Source organism: Veillonella seminalis (genome assembly GCF_003992065.1).
GTDB classification, from domain to species: Bacteria; Bacillota; Negativicutes; order Veillonellales; family Veillonellaceae; genus Veillonella_A; species Veillonella_A seminalis.
The window spans coordinates 288,169-314,564 of sequence record NZ_RQUZ01000001.1 but is presented as its reverse complement, the minus strand read 5'-3'; the positions used below and the strand labels follow the sequence as shown (position 1 = coordinate 314,564).

Genomic DNA, 26,396 nt, shown 5'->3' with positions numbered 1-26,396 from the left:
CACCCTAATCTTTAGCAGAGAAAAGATTAGGGTGGTTTTTATAGTTAGTCATTGACTATATCATTATTGAGCACTTAGATATTCAAATATTGAGCATTGGGTATTGGGCATTAGGCGTTAAATATCTAATACTCGATATGATATTAATACCTGTTAGTTGCCTTTTACTTTTAAAATGTCGGCACCGGCAATACCAGGTTTCGTCATTTCAGCCGGCGATAAGATATGATTCATTTCGGCTTCGGTTAATAAACCTTTTTCCAAAATAATGTCTTTAATAGCACGGCCGGTTGTATAGGCTTCTTTAGCCAAAGCGGAGGCATTTTCATAACCAACATGCGGTAACAAGGCAGTTACGATACCCACACTGCGGTTCAACCAGTATGCACAACGTTCACGGTCTACTTCCAAGTCGATTAACAATTTGTCAACAAAAGTATTTACGCCGTTCTTCAAGTAACACATAGCATTGAATAAGTTATACGCAATAACCGGTTCCATTACGTTCAATTCGAACTGGCCGTTTTCAACGCCCAAGGTTACGGCTAAATCATTAGCCACTACTTGGTAGCAAACCTGATTCAATACTTCAGCAATTACAGGGTTAACTTTACCCGGCATAATAGAAGAACCCGGTTGACGAGGTGGTAATTTTAATTCGCCGATACCGCAACGAGGGCCGGATGCCATCAAACGGAAATCGTTAGCCATTTTAATCAAAACAAGGGCCGTTACTTTCATGCCGCTGGAAATATCGGCGAAAATATCCGTATTATTAGTCGCATCAATCAAGTTGTCGGCAGTAATGAATTTTTCACCAACAACTTCCGACAATTCATGAGCTACATCTGCGATATAAGAAGGTTCCGCATTAAGACCGGTACCTACAGCAGTAGCCCCCATGTTTACTACATGAGCACCTTCGATGGAAGATTGAATACGTTTAATACCGCGACGAATACCGGATGCATAAGAACCCATTTCCTGACCGAGCGTAATAGGTACCGCATCCTGTAAATGAGTACGACCCATTTTCAAAACTTCCTTGTATTCTTCCGCTTTCTTTTCCAATTCGTCAACTAAACGTTGTAACGCTTCAATTAACGGTTTACTTTTTAAAATGGCGCAAACTTTAATAGCCGTCGGGAACGTATCATTTGTGGACTGTGCCATGTTGCAATGATTGTTTGGCGACAAAATGTCAAAACGACCTTTAGCATACCCTAAAATTTCAAGGCCGCGGTTAGCCAATACTTCGTTCATATTCATGTTGAAAGATGTACCCGCACCACCTTGAATCGGATCGATTGGGAATTGTTCTACCCATTTACCGACAATAATTTCATCAGCAGCCTGAATAATGGCATTGCCAATCGTCGGATCCATACGACCTGTTTTCAAATTGGCCAAAGCACTTGCTTTTTTAACCATCGCCATGGATTTAATAAAATCACGGTCAATGTGTTTGCCCGTAATATTGAAGTTTTCCATAGCACGCAATGTTTGCACACCATAATACAAATCGTCGGCAATTTCCATTTCACCTAAAAAATCATGTTCCTTACGCATACGTTTTACCTCATTTCTTCTACAACCTACTATATGTACCGATTATCGCAAATCGGTTAAAATCCCTTTTATTGTTATGTTGTTAAGTTTAATTCAAATTCGTATCTGTATGCATTCCAATCGTCCAAGACTCCGACATTGTCATTCAGTCGCAGTCATTATTCAAAACACATATAGGAAATGTCCGGCATGAGCTAAGTTCGCTCCATCCAATATCTACCGGACACGTTCATTATAACATGTATACAATGTACAACAAAGACTAAACGAGCGATAAACCTATATCAAATAAGGATATAGAGCATAGTGTAAATGTCTTTTTCTATAGAACAGTTAACAAACACGCAAACTAACAAGGTATACCAACAATGAGTTTGACGCATAGTATTGACGAGTTTTGACGTTTTTTAGTACGTCATTACACTTTTGTGAAAACTTTTTTCTTAAAATGAGTACCTTTATATAAAAAAAGAAGCCATAGCATTTATACAGAATAAATCTGTACTTCGCTACAGCTTCTTTGGATTATCTTCAGATTGTCTTTAGACTGTCTTTAGATTGTCTATTAGTCTTCTACGGAAACCAATTCAATCTTAAAATTCAATTCTTTACCGGCCATTTCATGGTTAGCGTCGAAAGTAATCATTGTTTCAGTTTTTTCAACAACTTTAGCCGGTACCGGTTGACCTGCCGTGTTAGTTAACTGAACGCGGTTGCCTACTTCAAGTTTTTCAGAACCCGGTAATTCGGCGATTTCCGTCGTCAAAATATAAGCAGGATTAGGTTCACCGTAAGCATCGGCGGGCATCAAGTGAATATCTTTCACTTCGCCTACTGCCATGTCTTTAACAGCTTCGTCAAAACCTTTAATCATCATGCCGGCGCCGCAAATGAATTCTAACGGTTCGCCACGATCGTAAGAGGAATCAAACTTCGTGCCGTCATTGAAAGTGCCGGTGTAATGTACTTGTACTTTTTTGTTTTCGTTGCTCATAATGTACTCCATTCTGTTTAGAGAATTTCTGAAAATGTTTGAATCTTCTTCATTGTACATTATTTAACTTCCAACTGCAACATCATGCCGTTTTCTTCATGTTCCAAGATATGACAATGAACCATGAATACGCCCGGTTTTGTGAAGTGGAGTCTGATACGAACGTGTTCGCCCGGATTTACCTGGATAGTGTCTTTGAGACCTTTTTCAGAAGGATCTACCGGTTGACCGTTGCGGGACAATACTTCAAACTGTACGCCGTGAACATGGAACGGATGCATCATACCCATCATGCCCGGATCCGCATTAGATACGTCCCAGATTTCAGTAGAGCCCAATTTGCTGGTGAAATCAATACGACCCATGTCAAATTTCTTACCGTTAATCAACACATTTTGAGCCATGCCGGACATCACAATGGATTTGTCAGCCGTTTTTGTCAAATCGTCTGATGAATTAATTTTATTATAGTTCCAAGCAGCCATGTCCGTATTTACTTTAGCTTCTGCAGCCAGGGTATCAGCACCACGTTTAAATGCTAATACTGTAGCTGTACCGTTTTTACCGTTCTGAGTTACTAAGCTTGGCAAAGCATCTTTATATTGGGAGAAGTCTACCAATACTTCAACACGTTCACCCGGAGCAATGGTAATAGATTGTTTTGGTACCGGCCACGGCAATACGCCACCGTCACCGGCTACCTGCATCATCGTGCCCATATCGGACAACTGCAAAGTATAAGTACGTGCATTGGAACCGTTCAACAAACGAAGACGAACTACGTTAGTTTTTACATCGAAGTACGGATTGATGGTGCCGTTTACTACGAGAGTATCACCATATACACCGTCCGCATTGTAATCTTTCCGGTAATCCCATTGATTATCCGATGTGAAGTTACGATCCTGAATCGCTACCGGAATATCATCAACGCCATAAGTGTGCGGTAAGTTCAAAGCACCTTCTTTGTTGTCATCCACATAGATAAAACCGGCTAAGCCTTTATATACCTGGCTGGCCGTAAAGCCCATAGCATGCGGATGATACCAAGCGGTATTGGCAACCTGGTCTACGGTAAAGTCTACTTCACCGGTACCGCCGTTAGCGGCAATCGAATAATGAGGACCGCCGTCAACATCGGAACGAACTACCATGCCATGCCAATGGAACGTAGTTTTTTCAGGCAAATCATTTTTCAATTTAATCGCTACTTTTTCACCTTGTTTCATGTATAAAGTAGAACCGAGTACGCTGCCGTTATAGCCATAAGTATCGGTGAGAGCACCGTCTTTAATGGCTGTTTTGCCGACTTGAGCATCAACTTCCAAATGGCGAACGCCGTTTCCATCTACCGTACCTTTTTGCATAGGGGGTATAGCCAATGGTTTTTCAACCTGCTGAACCTGTTTCAAAACAGGTACATCATCAACACCGTGCATATGGCCCATCATGCCACTCATACCGTTCATCATGTTAGTTCCGGTCATCCCCATCATACCGCCGTTCATCATGGAACTCATATTGGCTGTCATGTTTTGACCCATTGTACTTGTTGTACTGCCGGTACAGCATGTATTCGCTGTGTCAGCAGCGGAAGCAATGGTAGTGCCCCCCACTAAAATAGTCGCTACTAAAAGCGCCTTTACATAGTTTGAATACTTCTTCATTTCACCGTCTCCAATACTTACATTTTTACTACAACACATCTTAAATATTTTACCTGAAAATACAGGGTATACGTGTTCTTATACCAATATAATACAGCCGGCACCTGCATTTTTTCATAATTACGCAGGCATAGCGTGTACCCCTACCGGTATATCGACTTATTTCACCATATAATCATACCATGATTGTAGGAAATATTCAACAAGGGGGTATTATAATGAACATACGTCTTTTATGATAAGACTCTTAAAAATTTCCATAATAAAAAGGCCTTCTAACATTAGTGTTTACGTCTAACGTTAAAAGGTCAATTTATAATTTAAATATTGAAGTGTTTTTAATCTAAGTATTTCAAAATACTTACCAAGCTACACACTATTTTTCCTGATATTCACTGTTAATTTTATTCCAGAAGGCTGTATGATGCACTTCGTTAAATTCATTTTCACTCCACAAAAAAACACCCTATGGCCTAAGCTACAGGGTGTTTGATTTGTTAAACTATGATGCTAAACTTAAATTATTTAAGTTCTACTCCATCGGCATTTCGTAAAAATGAGAATGGCTTCACTAAGCCATTTTTATGGCATCAGTTTTTCAAAATCATCCTCATTTGAGCAGTTTTTAAAAAAATAGTATCATTTGAGTATCACGCTCCGGTATTCTTTACGATCCGTCAGCATGTTTTTTGCCCTTCAATCAACGGCATTTTTCTGATAAAGCTTTTCTCGATTTTTCAACCTCAATAGCCAAATACAAATTTGCAGATGACCCACCACTTTAAGTTTTTTCAAAAATGTCGCTAGTAGATTTTTACCGTCCTTCCAAATCTTTCGGGTTAAAGATCCCCCAACGGGTTCAGTTTCCGCTTATGTTCTAGCACCTTTCAACAATGGTGTCGTAAGCGGCGAATCCATATGAGTGTCTGGGGACTGCATAGGATCAAATACTTCCGGAAGAGGCATTTGCGGCCAAAATTGCCATAATTTTTCTTCTTTTATATGTTGCCTTTCTTCTTTCATTACTTCTGCGGTAACATCAACATCTGCATGCATAGGGACATTCATTTGAGGTATAACTTCCACAGTATAAGGCGGATTATCTTTGCGCTGTAATGTAATAGACAAGGGAGCATTTCCATACGTCAGCATGTATTCCACAGAATAGTTTTTGCTTGCCTTTAGATCTATACCATTAATTGATAAGACTTTATCACCATGTTGTACTGCTGCTAACTCTGGATGCTTAGTTAAATTCACTGTGTCAATCGTCGGATTACTTTTGTTATATCCTCCGTTTAATGCGATTCCATAATCCGCAAATGGCACTAAGTGCCTATACGTCATTGCAACGGCCTCCATGCCAATATTTTTTACTTCGTCATCTACCAGAGTTGAACAGTAATAGCCATACTGGGTATAACCTATGCTCCAAAAATCCATATCCATCCAGACTCCGCCAGCTACCTCTTTAAAAGTTGCCAGCCCATGACCGCTTTGGCCTTCCAGCAAAAAAGCAATCAGCGGCAGTTTCGTGCTCATTAGATAATGGCAATTTCCTTTGCGATATATTTTACTATTCCCTATTTTAGAGGGCCCGTTCAAATAATAAGCAAATGTATTACGTACTTGTTCTAACGAAACATTAGGATAAAATATACTGTAAAATGGCCCATATGGCTTTGGCTCTTTTACTTTATCTTGCGGCAGCATGTTTCCTGTCAGTTGTCGGGCACATGCCAACAGACGCTTGGCGGTTACTGTATAATATTTCCCGTTCGGACGATGCAGCCGAATCTGGCAGGAATCTGGATTGGGTAACTGTATCCACTCATTTAAATCGACCGTATACCACCGATCTTCACCGATTTGGGGTGTAGGAATAGGAATGCTCGTATCCTCAATCAGAAAAACAGATTTTCCTTTTGGAGAGCGGATTTCCACCTTATCATAGTCAGAAGGACCCCAAATACGGAGCAGCGTCTGCGTATTTCCGTTCTTTTGAACCTTCTGTAATTCTACAAAATAATACTCGTTATAATCTAAATGTTCCCTGGCAAACACAATGCTCGAATCATTCTGATGTACTATACCAAATACTGGCGGATTATCTCGTGTAGAGTACCCCATGACCCAAAAGCACTGCATCATCATAAAAACCAAGAGTCCCCATAGAATAAAAAGCCTTCGTCTCATAAAAAAACTCTCCTTTTACAAAACCGTACCAGCAAAAGCATATCTTACAGCATCTGCTATAATAATATGCTTTTGCATTGTACAACCTCACTACCATTACTGAATTAGAAAACTACCTACTATCGTAAAACAGAAGAGAAACATTTTCTAAATAAACCACTCCTTCAAAATAAGGGCAAATAAAGCAATGATTAGATATTTTGCCGAATTCTTTGTCATATTCATTATCTTTTTATATTTTCTTTCATCATTTTGGTATTTTGCCAAAATACCATCACTATAAATCACAAGCGAATATCCCATGCAAGTTGATATCAACAACCAGGGGGCATATTTTGCGGCATAGTAAAATGAATACACACATCCGAACCATGAAATCAAAGTTATAAATATTCCTAAAAAAAAGAGAATACTATATTGATAAACACGCAACATTTTTTATCAAAGTTTTTCTGCAACTCTGTTTTTAAAGCATATAAAAAGAAAGCTGAAAGCCCGCTGATTATAAGTATTTCTTTAACATTATGAATAGAAATCATATATTACCTCACTTATTAAAGTCTACTCGCTTTTTCTCTTCTTCTGCATCATTTTTGTCTATCATGGTATCAGCCCCTGCTGCAAATAAAGCGGACATAATATCAGGATTGGTCTTGGTTCGTTCACTATTATATTGACCAAATTTCCCTACACCCGCAGAGAATATTGAGTTCAAAACAATCTCTTCAGCACTTTTACCTTGCATATAATCAGTCACAACACCACTGCCAGTAATGGCTGCCGTCCCTAAATGAGATGCACCATATTTTCCGCCTATACGATTCAATGCCTGTTCTAACAGGGCTTTGCTTACATTCTTTGCATATAGAAACGACGTATCATTCGAATAATCAGGCTTATTATTATTGTGCTGCTGGCTCTGTAACAGTAAATCGGCCAAGTCGGACGGGTCGGGCGTATTGTTCGGCGGCATCATCGCTCCTTCTGTCACTCCAGAAGAAATACCCGGATTTTTTATTTGCGCCGTCGTGTATTCACCAATACCGTCTGTGACAATAACTTCTCCCGTTTTCCGATTAGTTCTGTCATACCATGCATGGATACCACCCGGCAATACCCAATCATTTAGTTTAACCGTTTCTCCCGTATCATTGGCAATACCAATAAGGTGTCCAAATTCATCACGCTTTCCGGCAGAAGTAGCGGTTCGATTGCCTCCTATATTATATTGTTTGTCTAAATACGCCGTATTTCCGTTTGCATCAACACCATAAATCCGATTATATTGATCGATACCGGCAATAGTATAAATGTCTCCTCCTGCTTCAAATGTATTCGTCTGTTGATAGGTTCCATCTGAGGAAACAAGAACGCGTACGCTAAACTTAAAATCATTTTTTGAGAAATAAGAGTCTTGCGTTAAAATCTGCCTAATTTCTTTTTCTTCATCGCAGATTCCTTATCCAGAACAGATACCATCTTACGGTATGTACGGTATATACCCTATTGTTCCCTCAATTATCCATGTATTGATGAAATTCTGCTTCAATTAACTTTAGATTCAGAGGAGCGCAATACCCCGTTAGTGAGGCATCATGGCTAGGAAATAATTGTTTGACTTCGTCAGGTATATCATAAAATTTATGTTGCACAGCATCATATAAATACGGAGAATAATACCAATAGTCGACATGGTCAATTATCGAATAAGCTGCCAACGCCGGATCGAATAGGGGAACTTCACCACTTGTGTGAGAAAATAGAATAATAGCAATATGGCCCATATTTCCAACAACGTTCAATCTCCCATAGCTAGGAGTTCTAAGTTTGGTTTGCGTTTCATCTTTTAACGATACCATTTTCGCCATATCTTTCCTCTCGATAATAACCGATTCTCCTTCAATTCCCCATCCACGAACTCTTTCCTTAGAGGATAACGGTAACATCTTTTTATCACCATAATCGTCATCCAAAACAAGGAAATCACCCTGTCTAAAAAATAACCTCCCATCCCTCGTAATCAATGGAGTTTCATAACTTTCCAATTGTATTTTTTCTATTTTCAAATTCGCTTTACTTAGTTTATACAGAAAACGCCCAGACAAAACATAATAGGATTTCTCAGTAATATAAATTTTAGGATAAGCACCTTCTTCTATTCGTTGATTGCTTAATGTTTCCAATATAATCCGCCGCTGGCTATTACCTTCGGTAATCACTTTAAAAATTAATTCACTGGGAGATTTCGTATTGATATAAGCAACAAGAATTTTATCATCATCAATTTTACAATCACAAGCCTGATGATTGATTATTTCCGGAAATACAAGCTTGTTTCTATCCAACGTGACATGATAATACCTTTCCTGAGGATAAACAAAAGTACAAGAATCACCTGAATTAATCTCAAGAACAGTAAGCGGTCCCCACTCTACTCCTTCCTTGCCACGGCTGAATAAAAGCCCCCCAGTAAAAAGGCCTGCCAGTATAAAGATAAAAACCATTACTTTAAATTTAATTTTCCTCTGGATCGTAAATTGCTGAAACCAAACCACTTGCAAACCCCCATTGCTGCAATTTCCAATTAACTATATAAGGAGATATTTCATCACTCAAATCATTCAATAGCCAATTATCTTTCCCACTAGGTCCATAAAGAGCTAGCATCGTAGTTGTCGTACAATTATTCGCAAGTAACTGATAATCAGAGTCTTCTCCATTTCGATAAGAATCACCTGAATAAATTTTATTCCCGTTGACATCTTCTCCAATAATTATTCCATTTGGCGGATTATAACTATAGTAGCCATTGTTTAGGATTGTTTGATTATAATAATATGCTATATCATTGGCATTTAAATTCACCCAATATAAGGTTTGCCCATCTTTGCCTGGAGAATAGTGATAATCAAATGTATATGTTCCAGATCCATTAGGGGCAGGATATCTTCCAAAACTTATTCGTTCTCCATCTCCTCCATATCTACCAAAATTAGCTTGCTCATATGTTCCATCTTCAAATTTCATAACCAATGATGTATGTCCCATAATTCCATGTTCAATCCCAATTGCAACATCTGTAATTTTCTGTCCAGGATGTCCATCACCAAATAAATTCCATTTCGTCCCATACTGTGCCGTAGCACTGCCTGTTTCTGTATCTTTTCCGGTAACTTCATTAACCGTAGCCCCCAGCGCTGCACTAATCCATTGTGCTTTTGCCGGATCGCCTCCGGACCATTCTTTTATCTTATTAATGAGCAGTTCATTCGCAAATCCAGCAGAAAGGCCACTGCCTGCTCCATTTCCGGCAATCTGAGACGAGATTTCTGCTACGAGGCCATGAGCTAAGACTTTATCAAATTTACCGTCACGGTCGTAGTAATGGAGTAGTTCATTAGCATTTTTAGAGAATAGCTGCGCCAGTTCCTGCCGTTCCTTGATATCTTTCTTATCGAAAATCTGATCCAGTTTATGAAGGGAATCCGCCGTATTTCGGTTAATCTGAGACAAATCCGTTTGTGCTTTCGTCGTAATGATCGTCCCAGGTGCAATAGCAGACTGAGTGACAGATGACGATTCATCCTGAGCACCTGTCGAAATAGACGGCGTAAGGCCACTCTGATTGAAAAGCCTGTTGCGCTCACTTTCTGAGTCATAGTGATGATAAGAAACACCGATATCCTTCACATCATAGGCTGCCTTATTGCCGATATCTTCCATCGTCAGCGTCCCCGTCGTCAGGCTATTTTTATCTGCCGCCGCAGTACTGTCCAGGAGCGCTCCCGTAAGATGCGTATTATCTCCAACATGGACTGTAAAACCACCTTCACCGGCATAGATACCGGCCTGCTTCGTTACGCTGGCATAGTCGCTGTCCATACGGCCTTTTCCCCAGAAAGCCGAGCTGCTTGTCATTCCCGGGACATATGGGGTGGAATCATACTTACGTAAAGAGTCTGGCAGCCATTCCTTCTTACTGCCGGACGACAGCGATCTGGATATACTGCCACCCAGGGAAGAACTATTTCCTCGATACGTTTCCGTATCCTGCAAGCTGGTGATATGCAGATTTCCACCTATGTCTGCTTTTACCGTATTCCCACCGACCTGGGAGCCCGTAATATTCATATCGTTCCCGGACTGCATGGTCAGCGTATCCGATGCCGTCACCGTCGTCCCGGCATGGGTCGTCGTTGCCGTCGTCCCTTCGTCTTTTTCCTTCGAGAAGCTGGCGTCGACACCACTGATGGCCCCGCCGGTAATCGTCATCCCAAGGGAAGATCCTTTGCTATTGTAATTTTCTGCTATGGTCTGCGTATTGGTCGCGGCTCCCAAGTCAATATCATGAGACGCTGCCAGAGTAACATTCTGCCCCTGTATGGTTTCGCCAATGGCTTTAATATTTCCTTTCGCTGCATCTTCACTGCCGGCAGTCAGCGTGATCGTCCCTTCACTTGCCAGCGTCCCGCCGGCATAGGTGACCGTATCCTTCTGGTATTCCTGCTTAAATGAGCTGGAGCCGATACCTACATGAATCCCGACAGAACCGATTCCGCCTTGTTTCATGGTTTGGATCTGATCGTTCAGCGTCTTGCCGCCTTCATAGGCTTCCAAAGCCTGCAAGGTCTTATTATCCCGCGTCTGGGCCGTGCGGATGGTGCTGCGCACGCCTTCCGCTGCCGTAATCACAGGACTACTCAGTCCGATCGTAAGGCCCGACATGGATTCTTCATGGGTCTGATGTTCATAGGCTTCATTCTGCTTGCCCTCGAGAATAATGTCCTGCGCCGCCATATCTACACCGGTCTTGCCAATAATATCCGTGGTCGTCAAATGCGCCGTATCACCGGCCGCAATCGTTACGCTACCTTCAGAGGAGCCGAGGGTCGTCCCGATCTGCGTCTTGGACTCGCCTTCGTAATTATCCTGCATCTTCTGTGTACCAACCATGATTCCAAGGCCGGCCCCCAATACGCCCGAAGATTTGACCTTCGTGTAGGCCGTAGCCTTGTCATACTGCATATCCGACGTCGTCGTCACATTCCGTCCTACCGCAACGGTTACATCATCCTGTCCGGCAACAGTAGCCGCTGTCATATTCACATCCTGTACAGCCCCTATCTGTACCGCCTGTCCCGTAACCGTCGTGCCAAGGACCCGTTGATGATCGTCATGGGTGCGGACGGTCGTCGTAGAACTCGACAGTAACCCCGACTCTTTATGCTTCAGGCCATAGTCGTCTACGGCAGTTTCACGGCCGGTCGTGAAGTTAATATCCCGACCGGCTGCCATAGCAACCGTACCGTTATCGCTGTTGATATAGGCTGCCCGCGCGTTTATATTCTGACCAGCCTGGACCGCAACGCCGCCTTTAGCATCCATCGATGTCCCGACTTCAGTCTGCCGCTGTGTCCGCAGATAGTTATCCTTGTTGAGGGTCATATCCTTACGAGCATTCAGTGTCTGTGACGTCAAATTGACATCCTTCCCGGCCTGCAAGATCACAGCCCTTTTTTCACCTAAAGCCTGCAAGGAAGCCCCGGCCAGATTCAAATCACGGCCGGCACTGATGACGGCCACACCCTGGCTTCCCGTAACAGCAATGCCTGCCGTACGGTTAAGGACATCCTGATTGGCCAAATGGTCGACCGTATTTTCAAGCGTAATATCCCCTTTTGCCTGCATCCGGAGTCGGTCGGCAGCCGTAATCAAGCCCGTTTGATGGATATTATTTTCACTGGCAATGGCTATATCCTGTCCCTGAACATGGCCGGCATTGTCTACATTGCCAGCTTGGATTCGGATGTTATTGCCGGTAAGGAGCCCACTGTTTGTGACGGCATCCTTTGTATCCACAATCAGCGTATTAGCGCTGATGAGGCTGCCGTCAGCCAAAAGTTGTTGTCTGCTTCCGGCCCGCAGATAGACATGCGGATAAATGACGGTTTCTTTTTGGCCGTCTACGGTAACCGTCTTCGATTCCAGCCAGACCATATCGCTCGTAAGCGCAGCTGCCTGAGCCGCCGATAAGGACACACCGGGAACCAGGCCCATGGCGTTGGCATAGGTAATGCCAGCGTCCATCAGTGCTTTATACTGCGTCATATCGTCTGTATAATCACCAAGATAACGGCGTCCTGTCTGGTCAAGGATCTGACTGCGGATAAGATACTGTTCATAGAATCCGTCCCCCAGCCGTTTCGGTGCTTTATCCGGATCCCACTGCATCTGCTGATACATATAGTCTGAAGACAGGAAATTCCGTTTATTCGTAAAGGCCGGATCTGTTTCGACAAGGTATTTCGCCGTCGTTTCCGGGTGGAGCATATAAAGGGAACTGATTAAATTAGCCGCCGTTATCTGCCAGGAAGCCGGTGTCGATACAGGGTGTTTGGTATCGAGGGAGAACGGATCTAAATACGAAGAGGCCTCATTTCGTTCCGTCTCGGTAATATCCTGTCGAGTCGGTACGGTTCCGTGATCCGCATAGGCACCTACTGCCAAAGACGAGGTATTACTTAAGTCTTCCTGGGGTGTCATGAAAACTTCCGAGTTATACCCGCGGCGTCTCGATTTATGGGGCCAGTGTCGTTTATAGGTATAGCTGCCCTGGGGCGTCCCAAACGTTACGGTCCGTTCCTGATTTTCCTTGGATATATTGACGACGGTACCGGACGCTGCAAGGGTCGTCCCTGCCGTAATCTGGCTGTTCGTATTATAAACAGCCCCGTCCAGCTTCATAGCCTGCCCGCTGCGGATAACGCCAGCATTGGTAGACTGTACTTCTTCATGCGAAGTCTGGGAATGGCTGCGGATAATCGTATAATTGTTAATCTTTTGGGTATCTGTCAGGCCTAAGGCCGCATTATGCCTTTCAGCTTGTGCATTGTACGCTGTAATCTTTTCATCCAGCTGATTCAAGAGCGTTTGGAACTGGCTGTCCCAAGCATTCTGTGCGTCACCAGCCGTTTCTGGCCGACTTGTCGCCATGGGTACCAAGCCAAAGGTCTGAAAAATCGGGTCATTCCATTCATAATTCGCAATCAGACTGCCGACTGGATGATCCGGATCTACTGTTTCTCCGGGTTCCGGGGCTTCTACCGTATCATAGGCCGACGCATACGTAGGCATAGCCTTCGGGTGATGATAAGCCCCATAACCGCTGGAAAGGTTCGAGAACTCACTGCGGTCAAAGGCTTCTCCCTGTTCGGGATGGCCTGCCTGATCGATACGGATTTTCTCTGGATTATCCACCCATTCGCTGCTGACGCGTTTCGCAGAGAAAACGTCGTTTTCATTGCGAATCTGCCCGGCCTGAATCGTCAGGTTCCCCATGCTTTCAATAGAGGCCCCCTGATTGGTCAGCGTGTCAGAAACCGTTAACTGCATATCTCCGCCACTGTACAACATCGCATTATGGCGATTCTCGATAGATTTTGCCTGTACGGTCAGCGAATTCCGGGCTGCAATCGTCCCGGCTTTATGTGCCTCCAGTTCGGCCCGGACAGACTTCACAACAGCGAGTTGAGCCTCATAATCTTTATCGGCACTGGCAATAGCCGTCTTATACTGTGCTTCTTGGGCACTGCTGGTATATTTCGTGACATCTGCCGCATAGGCAGCTTCAAGGGCCTTTTCTTTTTCAGCCAGGGTCTTCATCGCTGCGGCCAGCTGTTCTTCCAGCTCAGCCTGACGGTAGTTTTCCAACCGATTTGTCTGAATGACCACGTCATCCCCATACATGCGCCCGTTTTCGTGATTGATGATACTTTCTGACGTCACGGCAACGTGATGCGTCCCATTAATCAGCCCCGTATTATCAAGGGTCGTCGTTTGTTGGACAACATCTTGTCCGTTCATGTCTCCGGTCGCAGTATTCTTGATTCCCTGTCCGACTTCAACGATCAGGGTCTTACCGCTTTCTATCCTGCGGCTGTTCATCAAGGTTCCATCGGTATGCAGGGTAAGGTTTCCATCAGCCATAACCGTCCCCATGTTTTCTGCACTATGGTCATTGCTCAGAGATTGATGCGTGGTAATCGTCGCATCCCCACCGCTGGCAATGACACCATTCAGCGGCAGTACATCTGAGTGAATCGTCAAATCCCCTTTTGAAGAAATCTTCCCTTTTTCCATATCAAGTATCTGCGCAGCCTGAATAGCAGCATCCCCCTGAGCCGAGAGTTCCCCTTCACGATTAGAAATCGTATTTGCCTGTACGTCCAAACGGCCGCCGCTGACTACTTGAGCTTTATCATTCTTCAGGGTAGTTGTCTTAACCGTGAGCGTCCCCGTTTGCTGGACCTTACCGTCCCGACTGACACCAGCCCCGATGACACCTGTGTTGACAATCCCGCTGTCCGACTGGATAACAGCCTCTCTGCCGCTGGCCAGCGTCTGTTCATTCGTCACGGTGCCGGTCGTATGCATGTTTAAAGCAGCATCACTATAAGCAGTCCCCGTCTTAGCAATATGAAGGTCCCCGTTATTTTCAAGAGATAAGGACTGAGATGCTGATATCGTACCTGCTACATTGACACCCAGGCCTTTTTCAGTACCCACAAGATAAATACGGTTGGCATACATGCCGCCGAGTGCTGCCACATCCAGTGCCACTTTCGGAGCCGTACGCATGCCTTCTTCATCCGCGGACGCTGGTGTTGCCGCTAAGGAGCCATAAGTAACTTCATTACGCCCCGTTACGATATGCGCCTCTTTTGCCCAGACGCCTGCATTAAACTCTACTGCCCGTGCCAGCATATCGACCTGATTCGTTTCTGAGGCGTCGAGCCCTTTACCATCTATTTGGATGGTACCATCCGCTACCTGAAGCGAAGCGACGTCCCCACTTTCTGCATACCGCGGCCGTCCCGTCGTGAGCATAGCCCGCGATGTATTGAGGAACCCGCCGCCATGGACAGCGATACCGTTCGGATTGGCAACAATGACGCCGGCCCGGTCGCCCGCTACTTCCAGAAAGCCCTTCATGGCCGTTTTATTCGTTCCGGTCACTTCATTGACAATAAGTTTAGCAGTGCCACGTCCTAAATTGGGGTTCGCTTGGACATATCCGGCAAGCTGGGTATTCGTCACCTTATGGGCATTGTTCAGGACCGCCCCCTTTTCCGGGACGTTGAAATCCGTATACAAATTGCGTGATACGCCAGAGGCCGTCGGAGCCGTAATCTGGACTAAAGGAATACCATTTGACGTCTGCTGTACCAGCGGTTGATGGGCCGCAGGCGCTTTGAGATCCGGCAAAATCGGTGCATCTGCTGCAAAGATGGCCGCCGGTTCAGTAATGAAAAGTCCCATGAGCAACCAGGCTGTAATTTGTCGAGTCAAGATTGTATATTTCATTTCTGTCATCTCGTTTCTTCCATTACTTGCAAATATTTTTTAAAAGCGCCAGCTCAGTGTAATACCGGTCGTGACGCGGTCTGTACGATATCCATCGGGTTTATACAAGGGGCAGCCGATAAAGGCATCATAAGAAATGCCAGACGAGAAATCCCCTCTCATCCCAAGGACAGCACCCACAATCGTATGCCCTAACAAGTCTTCGGTAGCCGGCCCATAAACGGCCCCTGTATCGACGCCTAAATATAGATCACTGTGTAGAGGCTCAATTCGAGTGGAAAACTCATTACGCCAATACCATCCGCTTTCAGCCATCAATGTCATTTCTCCATCAAAGCCCCGTACGGTATAGCGATTGCCGATACTGAGCATATCGATCCCGTAAAGCCGGTCTCCTTTCGTTGTCCATTGACCGTGAAGAGACGAAGTATAGGCTGCCGGCCGGTGTCCCATCGTAAAAGCATGACGATAGTCCATATCCAAAAGCCACATATGATAGCGTGTCTTAGGCCCATCTTCATAGGTATTTTCCGGCATCGCACCGAACCAACCTAAGCCCATGCGATGAGAGAGGCGTCCGTACCACATATCCTCACCATGGTAAAGCTGCTGTGATAACCCTATTTCCAAAGCGGTCGTATGCAGGGTTTGAATCGGAATTTCCAAGTCGTTGATGTAGTAATGGGAATTTCGCTTACGAAGGCTGACATCGAAGTTCGTTTTCCGGTGCTGGTTCCGACTTATAAGGTGTTCCCAAGAAAGCATACTGATGTCACTCTTCCCACTGCTGATGAAATCATACGGTGTATTGGAAACAGTCTGATGATATTTATAATGGCTGTAAGAAATAGAGAATATTTCCTTGCCGTAAGGAATCCGATAATAGAACTGCTCTCCCCGTGTACCGCGTTTATACCCGTCGGCCATGCCATCACCGTTGAGATCTACTTGAAGATAATCATTCGCATAAAAAGGATTGTCGATACCAAGGACGGCATTGAGCTGCCAACGCCCAGTCTCACTAAGGCCGGAATCATCGATAGAAAGGATGCCGTGGACCGGGGAAGTGCGCTGAATTGTCAGAACAATATCGCTTTCTCCCGGGACATCTGCCGGTACCAGCTCCATATGGACATCTTGCGAGCTCAGACGTTTCATCTGCTCGATGCCCTGTTCCAGCAGATGTACGTTCAAAATATCACTTTTCCAGATGGGAAAAGAGGTTCGCCATGGCAAATGAGCACTGCCTTCACTGTAACGCACGTGATGGATCCGTCCTACCTGGACATGAAGCCGCAGTGTACCGCCGGCAATATTCTGCTCCGGAATGATGACCTGGCTGGTCACATAGCCTCTTCTAAGCAGTTCCGCATTCATCTTGTGAACAACTTGATTTATATCTTTTAAATTCATCTTCTTATTTTCACAATCGTGAATATAGGAAGAGAGAAAAGAAAATGTCGAGCCTTCTGTTTCAAGTACCACATGGCGAATAAAAAAAGACGGCCCCGACGGCAAACCGGCAGACGTATCGATTCCCATTTCTGTTTCTGGAAACGAAACTACCGGACGAGACTGTAAACGTGACTCTCGCAATGCCGCGTTCTGCCGTGCCTGTTCTAATTGTTCCTGCTGCAGGACTGAATTAGCCGCCAACGCTGAAAAAGGGAGTACAGCCAGCACCAAAGCCAGACCGTATGACGAAAAAGAAAATTTCATTGAACCATTCACCTCGGTTAAATATACGATGAATACTATGTTTGTATTTTACAACACACAATACATAAATTCAATAAATTGTAATATAACAGCATAGAATGCATAAAGTAATGTTCTTTAATCATTAAATATCCGCATTATAGCTTGTGTTTCACCATATATTTATCAAACCGAAACCTCTTTAAGATTATACAGCGACAGATGAAAGTTTATGATTATGCGACATTCGTTAAGTCATAAAAGAAAGAGGTCATCATGATTTGATAACCCCTTAAGATAAACTGATTCAGTGCCTATTCCCTGTCATGATTAATCTTGAATCTGCGACGCTTTCCTGCCACCTTGATAATTTCGTCCACCATCGCAGAATAAGTTGTACTGGCGAATCACCTTGCATCGGGATTCCCATTGAGGCTGACGCCCCGTCGGTAATCGTCATCCCAAGGGAAGCCCCTTTGCTATGGTAATTATGGTAATTATGGTAATTTTCTATATATTTAAACAGGACTCACTTTTTCTGGATGACATGATAAAGAGCATGTTTTTCTTTCTGGGTAAATAACGCTAAAAACTTTTCCATAGTATCACCATATGTATCTATTTGGTTAGTTGTAAATGGCACAATTAATCCTTTTAATACCTTACGGTCTTCATCTACATTAAGATTCTGATTTAACTGATGGATTGCAAATTTAACTTCATTTATATAGCTAACAAATAAAATCTGAAATAAAACCACTAGATTAGCTCTTACTTCTAAATTATATTCTTTTTTCCTTTTCACACTATCTCCATAGGGTAAATGTGGCAGAGTTTCTATTAATTGTTTCAAAAAATATCCAAGATACCCCTCATAAAAAATCTCGGCATTATTATTCTTAGGAACTTGATACAAAAAATCAAGCACTTTTTCCTCAGCTAGGCTAACCATATCGTCCGTATACATAACGGATGATCTTCCTAACAGCCAATCAGTAGAAACCGCAAAAAAGTCCGCTATTTCAGTCAGTTTTTCAACAGTTGGGCCGCTACGCCCCGTTTCCCAACGAGCCACGCCATTATGACTTTTCAAAAACAAGCATCGGCTTAGTTTTACCTGACTTAATTGATAGCTATTTCTTAGATTTTTTAAATTTTCCCCAAATATAGTAAAAAGCATAGTCGTTCCCCTTGTATATTTTGGTTTATCAGTTATAATAGTATTAATAAAAATATTTTTATTTAAAATATTTTTATTTAAAATATGTAAATTGGTAGTGTATCATTTCGTACGAAAGGAGATCCTATTATGGAAAACAACGAAAAAATCATGCTTACCGCTGCTGATGTTGCAAAAATCCTGCAAATCAAACCATCCCGTGCGTACAGCATCATTTGACAGATGAATGCCGAGTTGACCAAAAAAGGGAAACTGGTTCTTCGCGGCCGCGTCAATCGTCGTTATTTTGAAGAAAAAATTTCCATTTAAAAAAGCTCCGCCCCGTGTTGCACCACAGGTCCGGAGCTCTCAAAAATTACCATTTTTATTATAGCAAATTTTCGCCAAAAAGTACATTATACGATAGGAGTTAATCATGGGTAAATCTCAAACAATGATAGATATTTTAACTGTAAATAGCGGCCGTTTTTTAACCTTGCCACCGACAGCAAAACTGCTCTATTTTTACTTGTTAATGTATGCTGATGATGACGGTATCGTCGATGCATATCTTCCAATGCAGGTCAGTCACACACAATTTTCCGACTTAAATGAACTGGAAAAAAAAAAATATGTTCTATTTTTAGAAAAACCGGCAATTGGTTATCTTCCCGACTATCGCAAACATAACCGAAATATGGATGCCCGCAGCAAAAGAGACAGCTATTACTTGCCACTTTTAGCCGAAAAATTCCCTGATATTCAAATTATGGTCGGAATTACCAAGAACGGAAAAACGATAAAACGAATTATGTCGGTGAGTCAATATGTTATGAAGAAGTCAAACATGGATATGTTATCCCTTGAAAATAATCAGATTACAGAAAAGCCCATGGAGATTACAGGAAATTTCGTGGAGAGTACAGGAAATTCCATGGAATTACACGAAGCTGTCGTGGCGGATAACATGGCAGATACCGTGACAGACGACATGAATTTACATGACAATACAACATAACATAACATAACATAACATAACACAATTCAATACAAACCAATTAACACAACATAACAAAAGGGAGGATGATTCCCTCTGCACTCTAGAAGATCTAAAAGAGGCCGGCTTCGCCAGTCCTGGTATCTTTAAACTGGTCAATGCCGTACAAAAAGAATCCATCACTAAAAGAGAATTACAGCGATACATCAAGGATAGTAAAAAGAAGGATAAGCCAATGGGATATCTTTATGAGGCCATAATGAACCACTACAAGCCTTTATGACTTATCTGATAGAGTTACACCCACCTTGCAAGTCTATTGGTAAGATTCACCATCTTATGGCGAGGCATGACGGCATCCTTATCGAAATTTTGTTGCGACAAATTCTGAGATATCCTCGACACATCCAGCAACTAGTGGTTAGATTCTCAGACCGTCAATCTGTGTTTTGAGGTGGGTGGCAAGATACGCCTATTGTTCGCACAGCGAGCAATAGGCCATCTTGCCCAAAGGGACTCTGCCCCCTTGGGAATCCCTCGGAAAGGATCTGAAAATGAAAGATTGCCGCATTTATTTTCGCGTCACAAATGAGCAAAAACAGCAGCTGCTTCTTCATGCGAAAGAAGAACAGCAGACCTTAACATCATACATTCTTCGCCACACGCTGGCCGAAGAAAAAGAACGTGACGATGAAGACAAAAAACTCATGAAAGAACTTCATCGCATTGGCATCAATCTAAATCAAATAGCCCATCTGCTCCACCGTGGCAAACACTTTGCCGAACAGGAAAAAGAATTACATCTGCTAATGCAAAAACTCGATACATGCTGCGACGAAATTCTGACCGCAAGAAGGGCATATCTACGTGAACTCCGAAGGTATCATCGCGATTTTTTAAATCTTTGCAGAGAAGAAAATAAAACTAAGGAAATGCAGAAAAAACTCGACGCTTCTATTCAACTGAAAAAGCTAGAATTAAAAAAAATGAAAATTCAAAAAGAGGGGATAATGCATGGCAATCCTAAAAGCTCTACCAAGTCGTCGCAATCCTCAAGCCATCGAGGACTATTTATTACAGGACAAGAAAATCCAAGATAGCGTCATCTACGGATTCAATGTCAGGGCTGATAATTTTGGAAAGCAATTCAATCAAGTGCAGCAGCTCTATGGTAAGACGCAAGGGCGACGATATTATCATTTCATTTTGTCTTTCAGTCCAGAGGAAACAAAAACGCTTTCTCCATCTGAGGTTAATACCCTAGGCATCGAAGCAGCCAGAGAGTTTTTCGGAAGAAAGGGATTCCAGTTCGCCGTTATTACTCACACCGATACAGATCACCTCCACGACCATATCGTGGTTAATGCCGTCAATCAAGACACGGGACAAAAACTCCATACGTCCCGGAATGACCTGAGACAGATGAAAGAATACGTCGATGAGATTTGCCAAAATCGAGGTCTGCAGCCAATTCCACAACGTAGTGAAGGCATTACAAATGGTGAATATTGGGCATCCGCCCGAGGACAAGACGTCTGGAAACAAGAGTTGAGAGACGTCATCAGCGCCGTTCAGCAAGAAGCGAAAAATTACGACGATTTTAAAACTATATTGGAAAACGAATGGAGCGTCATCATCACACGTGACCATGGCCGAGGTATGACCTATATCCATCCCAACGGAAAGAAGGTTAGAGGTCAGAAATTTGGACTCAACTACGATAAACCAAGCCTACTTAAGGCTTTTGAGTCTGAACAAGAATATTCTTATCGTATCCACAGTCATACCAACACTGAAGAACATCCGAAAAAGAAAAGTAAGCTTCGACGTATCGAAAAGGAAATATATCGCGGTTGGAGTCTATAAAGGAGGTTTCATCCATGGCATTAATAAACAAAAACGGGCTTACACCAAGCCAAGTGACAATACAAAAAGAACTTCTCGACCGGTTCAATGCACTAGAAACACAAAACGCGGCACTAGAAGCGCATATCACCGAATTAATGAAAGAGATTAAAGTGTTTCAAAGAGACACTGACAGAAGCTGCTCTCAAACAATTGAAACGATAAAAAGCGAACGAAAAGATCTCTCAGACGACATTTTCAATTCAGAAATACGCATTAAGAGCAATGTCGATGAACGACAATGGGTGCTTAAAATGCTACTCTCTTTTCTCATAGCGCTTCTGTTCCTAAATATCGGATTCACCTACTCCGTCAACAAAACCGCCCGCAACGCTCTTGACGGAGTCTACATGATAAATAATCTCTTACGTGGAGATACCTCTTTTTGGTATGATGCTGACAATCATCAACTCTACGTAAGAAGCCGAGAAGATACCGGGCAATAGCAGAAAGGAAGAACAATGCCTGTCTATCGAGATGAAAAGACAAAAAAATACTATGCTAAATTTTATTACCGGGACTGGCGCGGCCAGCATCACCAAAAACTAAAACGCGGTTTCAACCGATCCCAGGAAGCAAAAAATACGAAAGAGATTTTTTCAACGAGCTGACTCAGGGCAGTTTGATCACGTTCGACAATCTCTGCCAGCACTATCTTAGTGACAACCAAGGCCGTCTAAAGCCAACGACGCAGTATACCAGCCAAAATATTATCAAGCGCTGGCTTCTGCCTGCTTTTTCAAATATGCCCATCAACCAGATTACACCGCTTATGATCCGAAAGTGGCAAACAGAACTGATGCAGCACAGCAATTTGGCCCCTACCTATCAACGCTCTATCAACACAAAGTTATCAGCGCTCTTCAATTATGCTGTAAAATACTACAACTTACCGGAAAACCCGGTACACAAAGCAGGAACCATCGGCAGCAGTCAATCACCGCACCTATCCTTCTGGACCCTAGACGAATTCAAGACGTTCCTGAAAGGCCTTACCGATGAAAAGAATATTAGCTTCCGTGTCGCTTTTATAACGCTTTTCTTTACGGGGTTACGCTTAGGAGAATTATTGGCCCTGACGCCGGCAGACTGTGATTTCCAAAATCACACGCTTCGAATCAGCAAAAATTACGTTCAAGTCACAGGTGCCAAAATAATCCAGACTCCAAAAACGGCTAAAAGCTACCGCACCATTAGTATTCCACTCTTCCTATGTCATATCCTTCAAGCTCACATAAACCGCCTCTATTCGCCAGAACAGCGCATTGTTTTCAACCTCAATAAGAGTAGTCTCTCCCGGAAATTAAAATCGACGGCAAAAAAGACCGGAATTAAAGTCATCCGACTGCATGACCTGCGTCATTCTCATGCATCACTGCTCATCGAGATGGGATTTTCACCTTTGGTCATCGCCGATCGGTTAGGACATGAAAAAATCACAACGACCTTGCAGATCTACTCTCACCTATATCCCCATAAACAAACCGAAGTTTCCGAAAAATTAGATACCCTTAATTTCAATTTTTAGAAGTTTTAGTATCAAAGTAGTATCAAACAGGCCTTTTCCAGAAATCAAAAAAGTCCCACAAGCCGCATTAACATGCGGTTTGTGGGACTTGTAATTTCAAGAATGAAATTATTTAAGTTCAACAGTTGCGCCAGCTTCTTCCAATTTAGCTTTAAGAGCTTCAGCGTCAGCTTTAGCAATTCCTTCTTTTACAGGAGCAGGAGCGCCGTCAACAACAGCTTTAGCTTCTTTCAAGCCAAGACCGGTTACTTCGCGAACAACTTTGATTACGTTGATTTTACCAGCGCCAGCGTCTTTCAAGATTACGTCGAATTCAGATTTTTCTTCGCCTGCACCGGCAGCACCGCCAGCAGCAGCAACAGCTACAGGAGCAGCTGCAGTTACGCCAAATTTGTCTTCGATAGCTTTTACAAGATCATTTAATTCAAGGATTGTTGCTTGTTCTAATTCAGCAACGATGTTTTCAATGTTAAGTGCCATGATTTAGTTCCTCCACTAATTATATTTGGTAGTAATATGTTTAAATTACCGATTATGCTACAGTTTCGTCTTTTGCTTCGGAAACCGCTTTTACAGCGTAAGCCACGTTGCGGATTGGAGCCTGAAGTACGGAAAGGAGCATGGAAAGCATACCTTCACGGTTAGGCAATTTAGCAAGAGCTTTAACTTCGTCAGCATTGATTAATTTACCTTCAACAAGACCTACTTTAACGTCAATTGCTTCAGTTTTAGTGTCTTTAATGAAGTTTTCAATGATACGTGCCGGAGCAACTGCATCAGTTTTGGAAATTGCCAACGCTGTTGGACCTTCCAAATGCTCCGCGAAACCTTCAATACCTAATTCATTAACTGCAATGCGAGTCAATGTATTTTTGATTACTTTGTACTCTACATCTTCAGCCAAGAATTTACGGCGTAAATCAGTTACCTGAGCTACTGTCAAGCCATGGTAACCAACAAGTACGGCCCCCTTTGCTTCAGAAAGATTTTCTTTCATCTGTGCAACGATTGCCTGTTTCTGTGTAGTGACAGCCATTAGAATACCTCCTTATAGATTTTGGTGATGCTCTATGTACTATCTTAGCGTAAAAAACGACCTCACCGCCAAAACGATGAGGTCGGAACCGTTCTAAAATAAGAAATCGGTGTCAGCCTCAGCGGGCGGATTTACATCCATTATACATACCTGCGGTCTACAGCTAAGAGAACATATCTAATTATTGTTCCTTCGTAACCGTAGTCAATTTGAATACGTTAAGAGGAACACCAGGTCCCATTGTGGAGCTCAAGGTTACAGATTTAATGTACTGACCTTTAGCTGCAGCCGGTTTAGCCTTAATAATAGTATCAACGATTGTGCGGTAATTGTCAAGCAATTTCGCATCATCGAAAGAAGCCTTACCGATTGCACAGGAGATGATACCTGCTTTATCAGTACGATACTCAATTTTACCGGCTTTGATTTCATTAACAGCACGAGCAACGTCCATCGTTACAGTACCAACTTTAGGGTTTGGCATCAAGCCTTTAGGACCCAAAATTTTACCTAAACGACCAACTTGGCCCATCATGTCAGGAGTTGCTACAGCAACGTCGAAGTCGCTCCAGCCGCCCTGAATTTTTGCTACTAATTCTTCAGAACCTACGAAATCTGCACCGGCATCTTCCGCTTCTTTAATTTTTTCGCCTTTCGCAAATACGAGGACGCGTTTAGTTTTACCAGTACCATGAGGTAAAACTACTGCACCACGAACTTGTTGATCAGCGTATTTAGGATCGACATTCAAGTTGAAAGAGATTTCAACAGTTTCGTCGAATTTAGCAGTAGCAGTTTTCTTAACGAGCTCAACAGCTTCTACTGGTTCGTAGAATTTGCCGGCTTCGATAAGTTTAGCTGCTTCAGCGTATTTCTTACCTACTTTTGCCATTCTAAAATCCTCCTTATGTGGTTTAACGGGAATTCCCTCCCACCGATATGTGCCCTCATTGGCACACGTCGTACGCTAATTAATCAACGATTACAATGCCCATGCTGCGTGCAGTACCTTCTACCATACGCATGCCTTGTTCTACAGTATTTGCATTCAAGTCAGGCATTTTAAGTTCAGCGATTTCACGAACTTTATCGCGACTAACTTTTGCTACTTTGTCACGGTTAGGGACACCGGATCCTTTAGGGATACCAGCTGCTTTTAATAAAAGAACAGCTGCCGGTGGAGTTTTTGTAACGAAAGTGAAGCTTCTATCTTCAAATACAGTAATAACAACCGGAATAGTTAAGCCAGCCTGCTGTGCTGTACGTTCGTTGAATTCTTTAACGAACGCCATAATGTTAACACCTGCCTGACCAAGAGCCGGACCGATAGGTGGCGCTGGACTTGCCTTTCCTGCTTCACACTGAAGTTTTACAATTTTTGTAACTTTTTTAGCCATGGTGATTACACCTCCTTGCGCTCAAAATGTGGTGGTAACGGAAATTACTTCCTCCCACTGGCGACCACCAAGCCGCCTAAAAAGTTTAGAGTTATATTGTATATATTAAAGATCTTTCTCAACTTGAGAAAAATCTACCTCTACCGACGTTTCACGATTAAACATTTCCACATCAAGTTTCAATGTTTGTTTTTCGTGATTGATTTCAGTAATTGTACCTAATCTATCTTCAAAGGCACCGGAAGTAATGCGCACTGTTTCGCCTACTACGACATCAATCGTATGCTTCGGCGCTTGATCCAGCCCCTGTGATTTGAGGATATATTCAACCTCGGAATCAGATAACGGTACCGGTTTAGTAGCAGAGCCTACAAAGCCTGTTACACCCGGCGTGTTACGAACTACATACCAGGAACGATCATTTACTTCCATTTCTACGATTACGTAGCCGGGGAAGATTTTGCGTTTTACAACTTTTTTAACGCCATCTTTCTCGTCGATTTCATCCTCAACAGGCACCAAAATACGACCAATCGTATCTTCCATGCCCATGGACTGAACCTTCCGTTCAAGATTAGTTTTTACTTTATTTTCGTAGCCTGAGTAAGTATGTATAACATACCATTTCTTTTCTGCTTCCACGGAAAGGCCTCCTATCCGACAACACGCATCAACAACTGGAATAATTCGCTAAAAATAGCATCTACGACGCCGATTAAGGCGGCCACAAATACTACAGTAACAAATACCACAATCGTGTAATTGATGAGCTCTTTTCTTGTCGGCCAGACTACTTTTTTGAGTTCCGCTTTCATTTCGCGCGCCATACGACCTACGCCGCCACGACGCTGCTGCGGTGCTGTAGAATTGGATCCTGCCATCATTTC

At 43.0% G+C, this 26,396-nt stretch carries 21 protein-coding genes; 6 read left to right on the top strand and 15 right to left on the bottom strand.

The features are described 5' to 3' along the window. Positions 1-153: 153 nt before the first annotated feature. The 9 genes from EO126_RS01400 to EO126_RS01360 form a co-directional block, all read right to left on the bottom strand. On the bottom strand, positions 154-1,569 hold the full coding sequence (locus EO126_RS01400; RefSeq protein WP_006555639.1) for an aspartate ammonia-lyase: 1,416 nt from the start codon (positions 1,567-1,569) through the stop codon (positions 154-156). A 565-nt stretch (positions 1,570-2,134) separates the two neighbouring features. Beyond that, positions 2,135-2,563: an FKBP-type peptidyl-prolyl cis-trans isomerase gene (locus EO126_RS01395; protein ID WP_006555638.1), complete on the bottom strand. Its 429-nt coding sequence runs from the start codon at positions 2,561-2,563 to the stop codon at positions 2,135-2,137. A gap of 59 nt (positions 2,564-2,622) precedes the next feature. Then, positions 2,623-4,230, bottom strand: a complete 1,608-nt coding sequence (locus tag EO126_RS01390; protein WP_006555637.1) for a multicopper oxidase family protein — start codon at positions 4,228-4,230, stop codon at positions 2,623-2,625. An 870-nt stretch (positions 4,231-5,100) separates the two neighbouring features. Continuing rightward, positions 5,101-6,426, bottom strand: coding sequence for a hypothetical protein (locus EO126_RS01385; protein WP_006555636.1), 1,326 nt, complete (start codon positions 6,424-6,426; stop codon positions 5,101-5,103). A 547-nt stretch (positions 6,427-6,973) separates the two neighbouring features. Further along, positions 6,974-7,540: a hypothetical protein gene (locus tag EO126_RS01380; protein WP_127007110.1), complete on the bottom strand. Its 567-nt coding sequence runs from the start codon at positions 7,538-7,540 to the stop codon at positions 6,974-6,976. A gap of 400 nt (positions 7,541-7,940) precedes the next feature. After that, the gene (locus tag EO126_RS01375; protein ID WP_006555633.1) at positions 7,941-8,981 is read right to left on the bottom strand and encodes a hypothetical protein; all 1,041 of its coding nucleotides are present in this window, start codon (positions 8,979-8,981) and stop codon (positions 7,941-7,943) included. Beyond that, on the bottom strand, positions 8,941-15,798 hold the full coding sequence (locus EO126_RS01370) for a two-partner secretion domain-containing protein (protein WP_127007108.1): 6,858 nt from the start codon (positions 15,796-15,798) through the stop codon (positions 8,941-8,943). Before EO126_RS01370 ends, EO126_RS01375 begins: the two co-directional genes overlap by 41 nt. A gap of 30 nt (positions 15,799-15,828) precedes the next feature. Continuing rightward, the gene (locus tag EO126_RS01365) at positions 15,829-17,508 is read right to left on the bottom strand and encodes a ShlB/FhaC/HecB family hemolysin secretion/activation protein (RefSeq protein ID WP_127007106.1); all 1,680 of its coding nucleotides are present in this window, start codon (positions 17,506-17,508) and stop codon (positions 15,829-15,831) included. Between the two features lie 508 nt (positions 17,509-18,016). Further along, positions 18,017-18,667, bottom strand: coding sequence for a helix-turn-helix domain-containing protein (locus tag EO126_RS01360; protein WP_127007104.1), 651 nt, complete (start codon positions 18,665-18,667; stop codon positions 18,017-18,019). A 415-nt stretch (positions 18,668-19,082) separates the two neighbouring features. Here EO126_RS01360 and EO126_RS01350 point away from each other — a divergent pair, with 415 nt between their 5' ends. From EO126_RS01350 to EO126_RS01325, 6 genes are all read left to right on the top strand, one after another. Next, complete coding sequence (locus EO126_RS01350) at positions 19,083-19,664, top strand: hypothetical protein (RefSeq protein ID WP_127007102.1); 582 nt, start codon at positions 19,083-19,085, stop codon at positions 19,662-19,664. 533 nt (positions 19,665-20,197) lie between these two features. Next, on the top strand, positions 20,198-20,743 hold the full coding sequence (locus tag EO126_RS01345; RefSeq protein ID WP_127007100.1) for a plasmid mobilization protein: 546 nt from the start codon (positions 20,198-20,200) through the stop codon (positions 20,741-20,743). After that, positions 20,658-21,509: a relaxase/mobilization nuclease domain-containing protein gene (locus EO126_RS01340; protein ID WP_127007099.1), complete on the top strand. Its 852-nt coding sequence runs from the start codon at positions 20,658-20,660 to the stop codon at positions 21,507-21,509. The genes EO126_RS01345 and EO126_RS01340 overlap by 86 nt, the downstream gene beginning before the upstream one ends. Positions 21,510-21,523: 14 nt before the next feature. Further along, positions 21,524-21,994, top strand: coding sequence for a hypothetical protein (locus EO126_RS01335; protein WP_006555626.1), 471 nt, complete (start codon positions 21,524-21,526; stop codon positions 21,992-21,994). Positions 21,995-22,009: 15 nt separating this feature from the next. Continuing rightward, positions 22,010-22,159, top strand: coding sequence for an Arm DNA-binding domain-containing protein (locus EO126_RS11140; protein ID WP_127007097.1), 150 nt, complete (start codon positions 22,010-22,012; stop codon positions 22,157-22,159). Positions 22,160-22,170: 11 nt separating this feature from the next. After that, positions 22,171-23,076, top strand: coding sequence for a tyrosine-type recombinase/integrase (locus EO126_RS01325; RefSeq protein WP_127007095.1), 906 nt, complete (start codon positions 22,171-22,173; stop codon positions 23,074-23,076). A gap of 108 nt (positions 23,077-23,184) precedes the next feature. Here EO126_RS01325 and rplL read toward each other — a convergent pair whose 3' ends face one another. The 6 genes from rplL to secE form a co-directional block, all read right to left on the bottom strand. Beyond that, positions 23,185-23,556, bottom strand: coding sequence for a 50S ribosomal protein L7/L12 (gene rplL, locus EO126_RS01320; RefSeq protein ID WP_006555624.1), 372 nt, complete (start codon positions 23,554-23,556; stop codon positions 23,185-23,187). Between the two features lie 52 nt (positions 23,557-23,608). Further along, a complete protein-coding gene (gene rplJ, locus EO126_RS01315) occupies positions 23,609-24,112 on the bottom strand; it encodes a 50S ribosomal protein L10 (protein ID WP_006555623.1) in 504 nt (167 codons plus the stop codon). A 181-nt stretch (positions 24,113-24,293) separates the two neighbouring features. Beyond that, positions 24,294-25,004, bottom strand: a complete 711-nt coding sequence (gene rplA, locus EO126_RS01310; RefSeq protein ID WP_006555622.1) for a 50S ribosomal protein L1 — start codon at positions 25,002-25,004, stop codon at positions 24,294-24,296. 79 nt (positions 25,005-25,083) lie between these two features. Then, positions 25,084-25,509 (bottom strand): 50S ribosomal protein L11, encoded by a 426-nt coding sequence (rplK, locus tag EO126_RS01305; protein WP_006555621.1) that lies wholly within the window; start codon positions 25,507-25,509, stop codon positions 25,084-25,086. Between the two features lie 105 nt (positions 25,510-25,614). Further along, positions 25,615-26,151 carry a transcription termination/antitermination protein NusG gene (nusG, locus tag EO126_RS01300; RefSeq protein WP_006555620.1) on the bottom strand — a complete coding sequence of 179 codons (537 nt, stop codon included), beginning with the start codon at positions 26,149-26,151 and terminating at the stop codon, positions 25,615-25,617. 11 nt (positions 26,152-26,162) lie between these two features. Continuing rightward, on the bottom strand, positions 26,163-26,390 hold the full coding sequence (gene secE, locus EO126_RS01295) for a preprotein translocase subunit SecE (protein ID WP_040770771.1): 228 nt from the start codon (positions 26,388-26,390) through the stop codon (positions 26,163-26,165). Positions 26,391-26,396 lie beyond the last annotated feature (6 nt).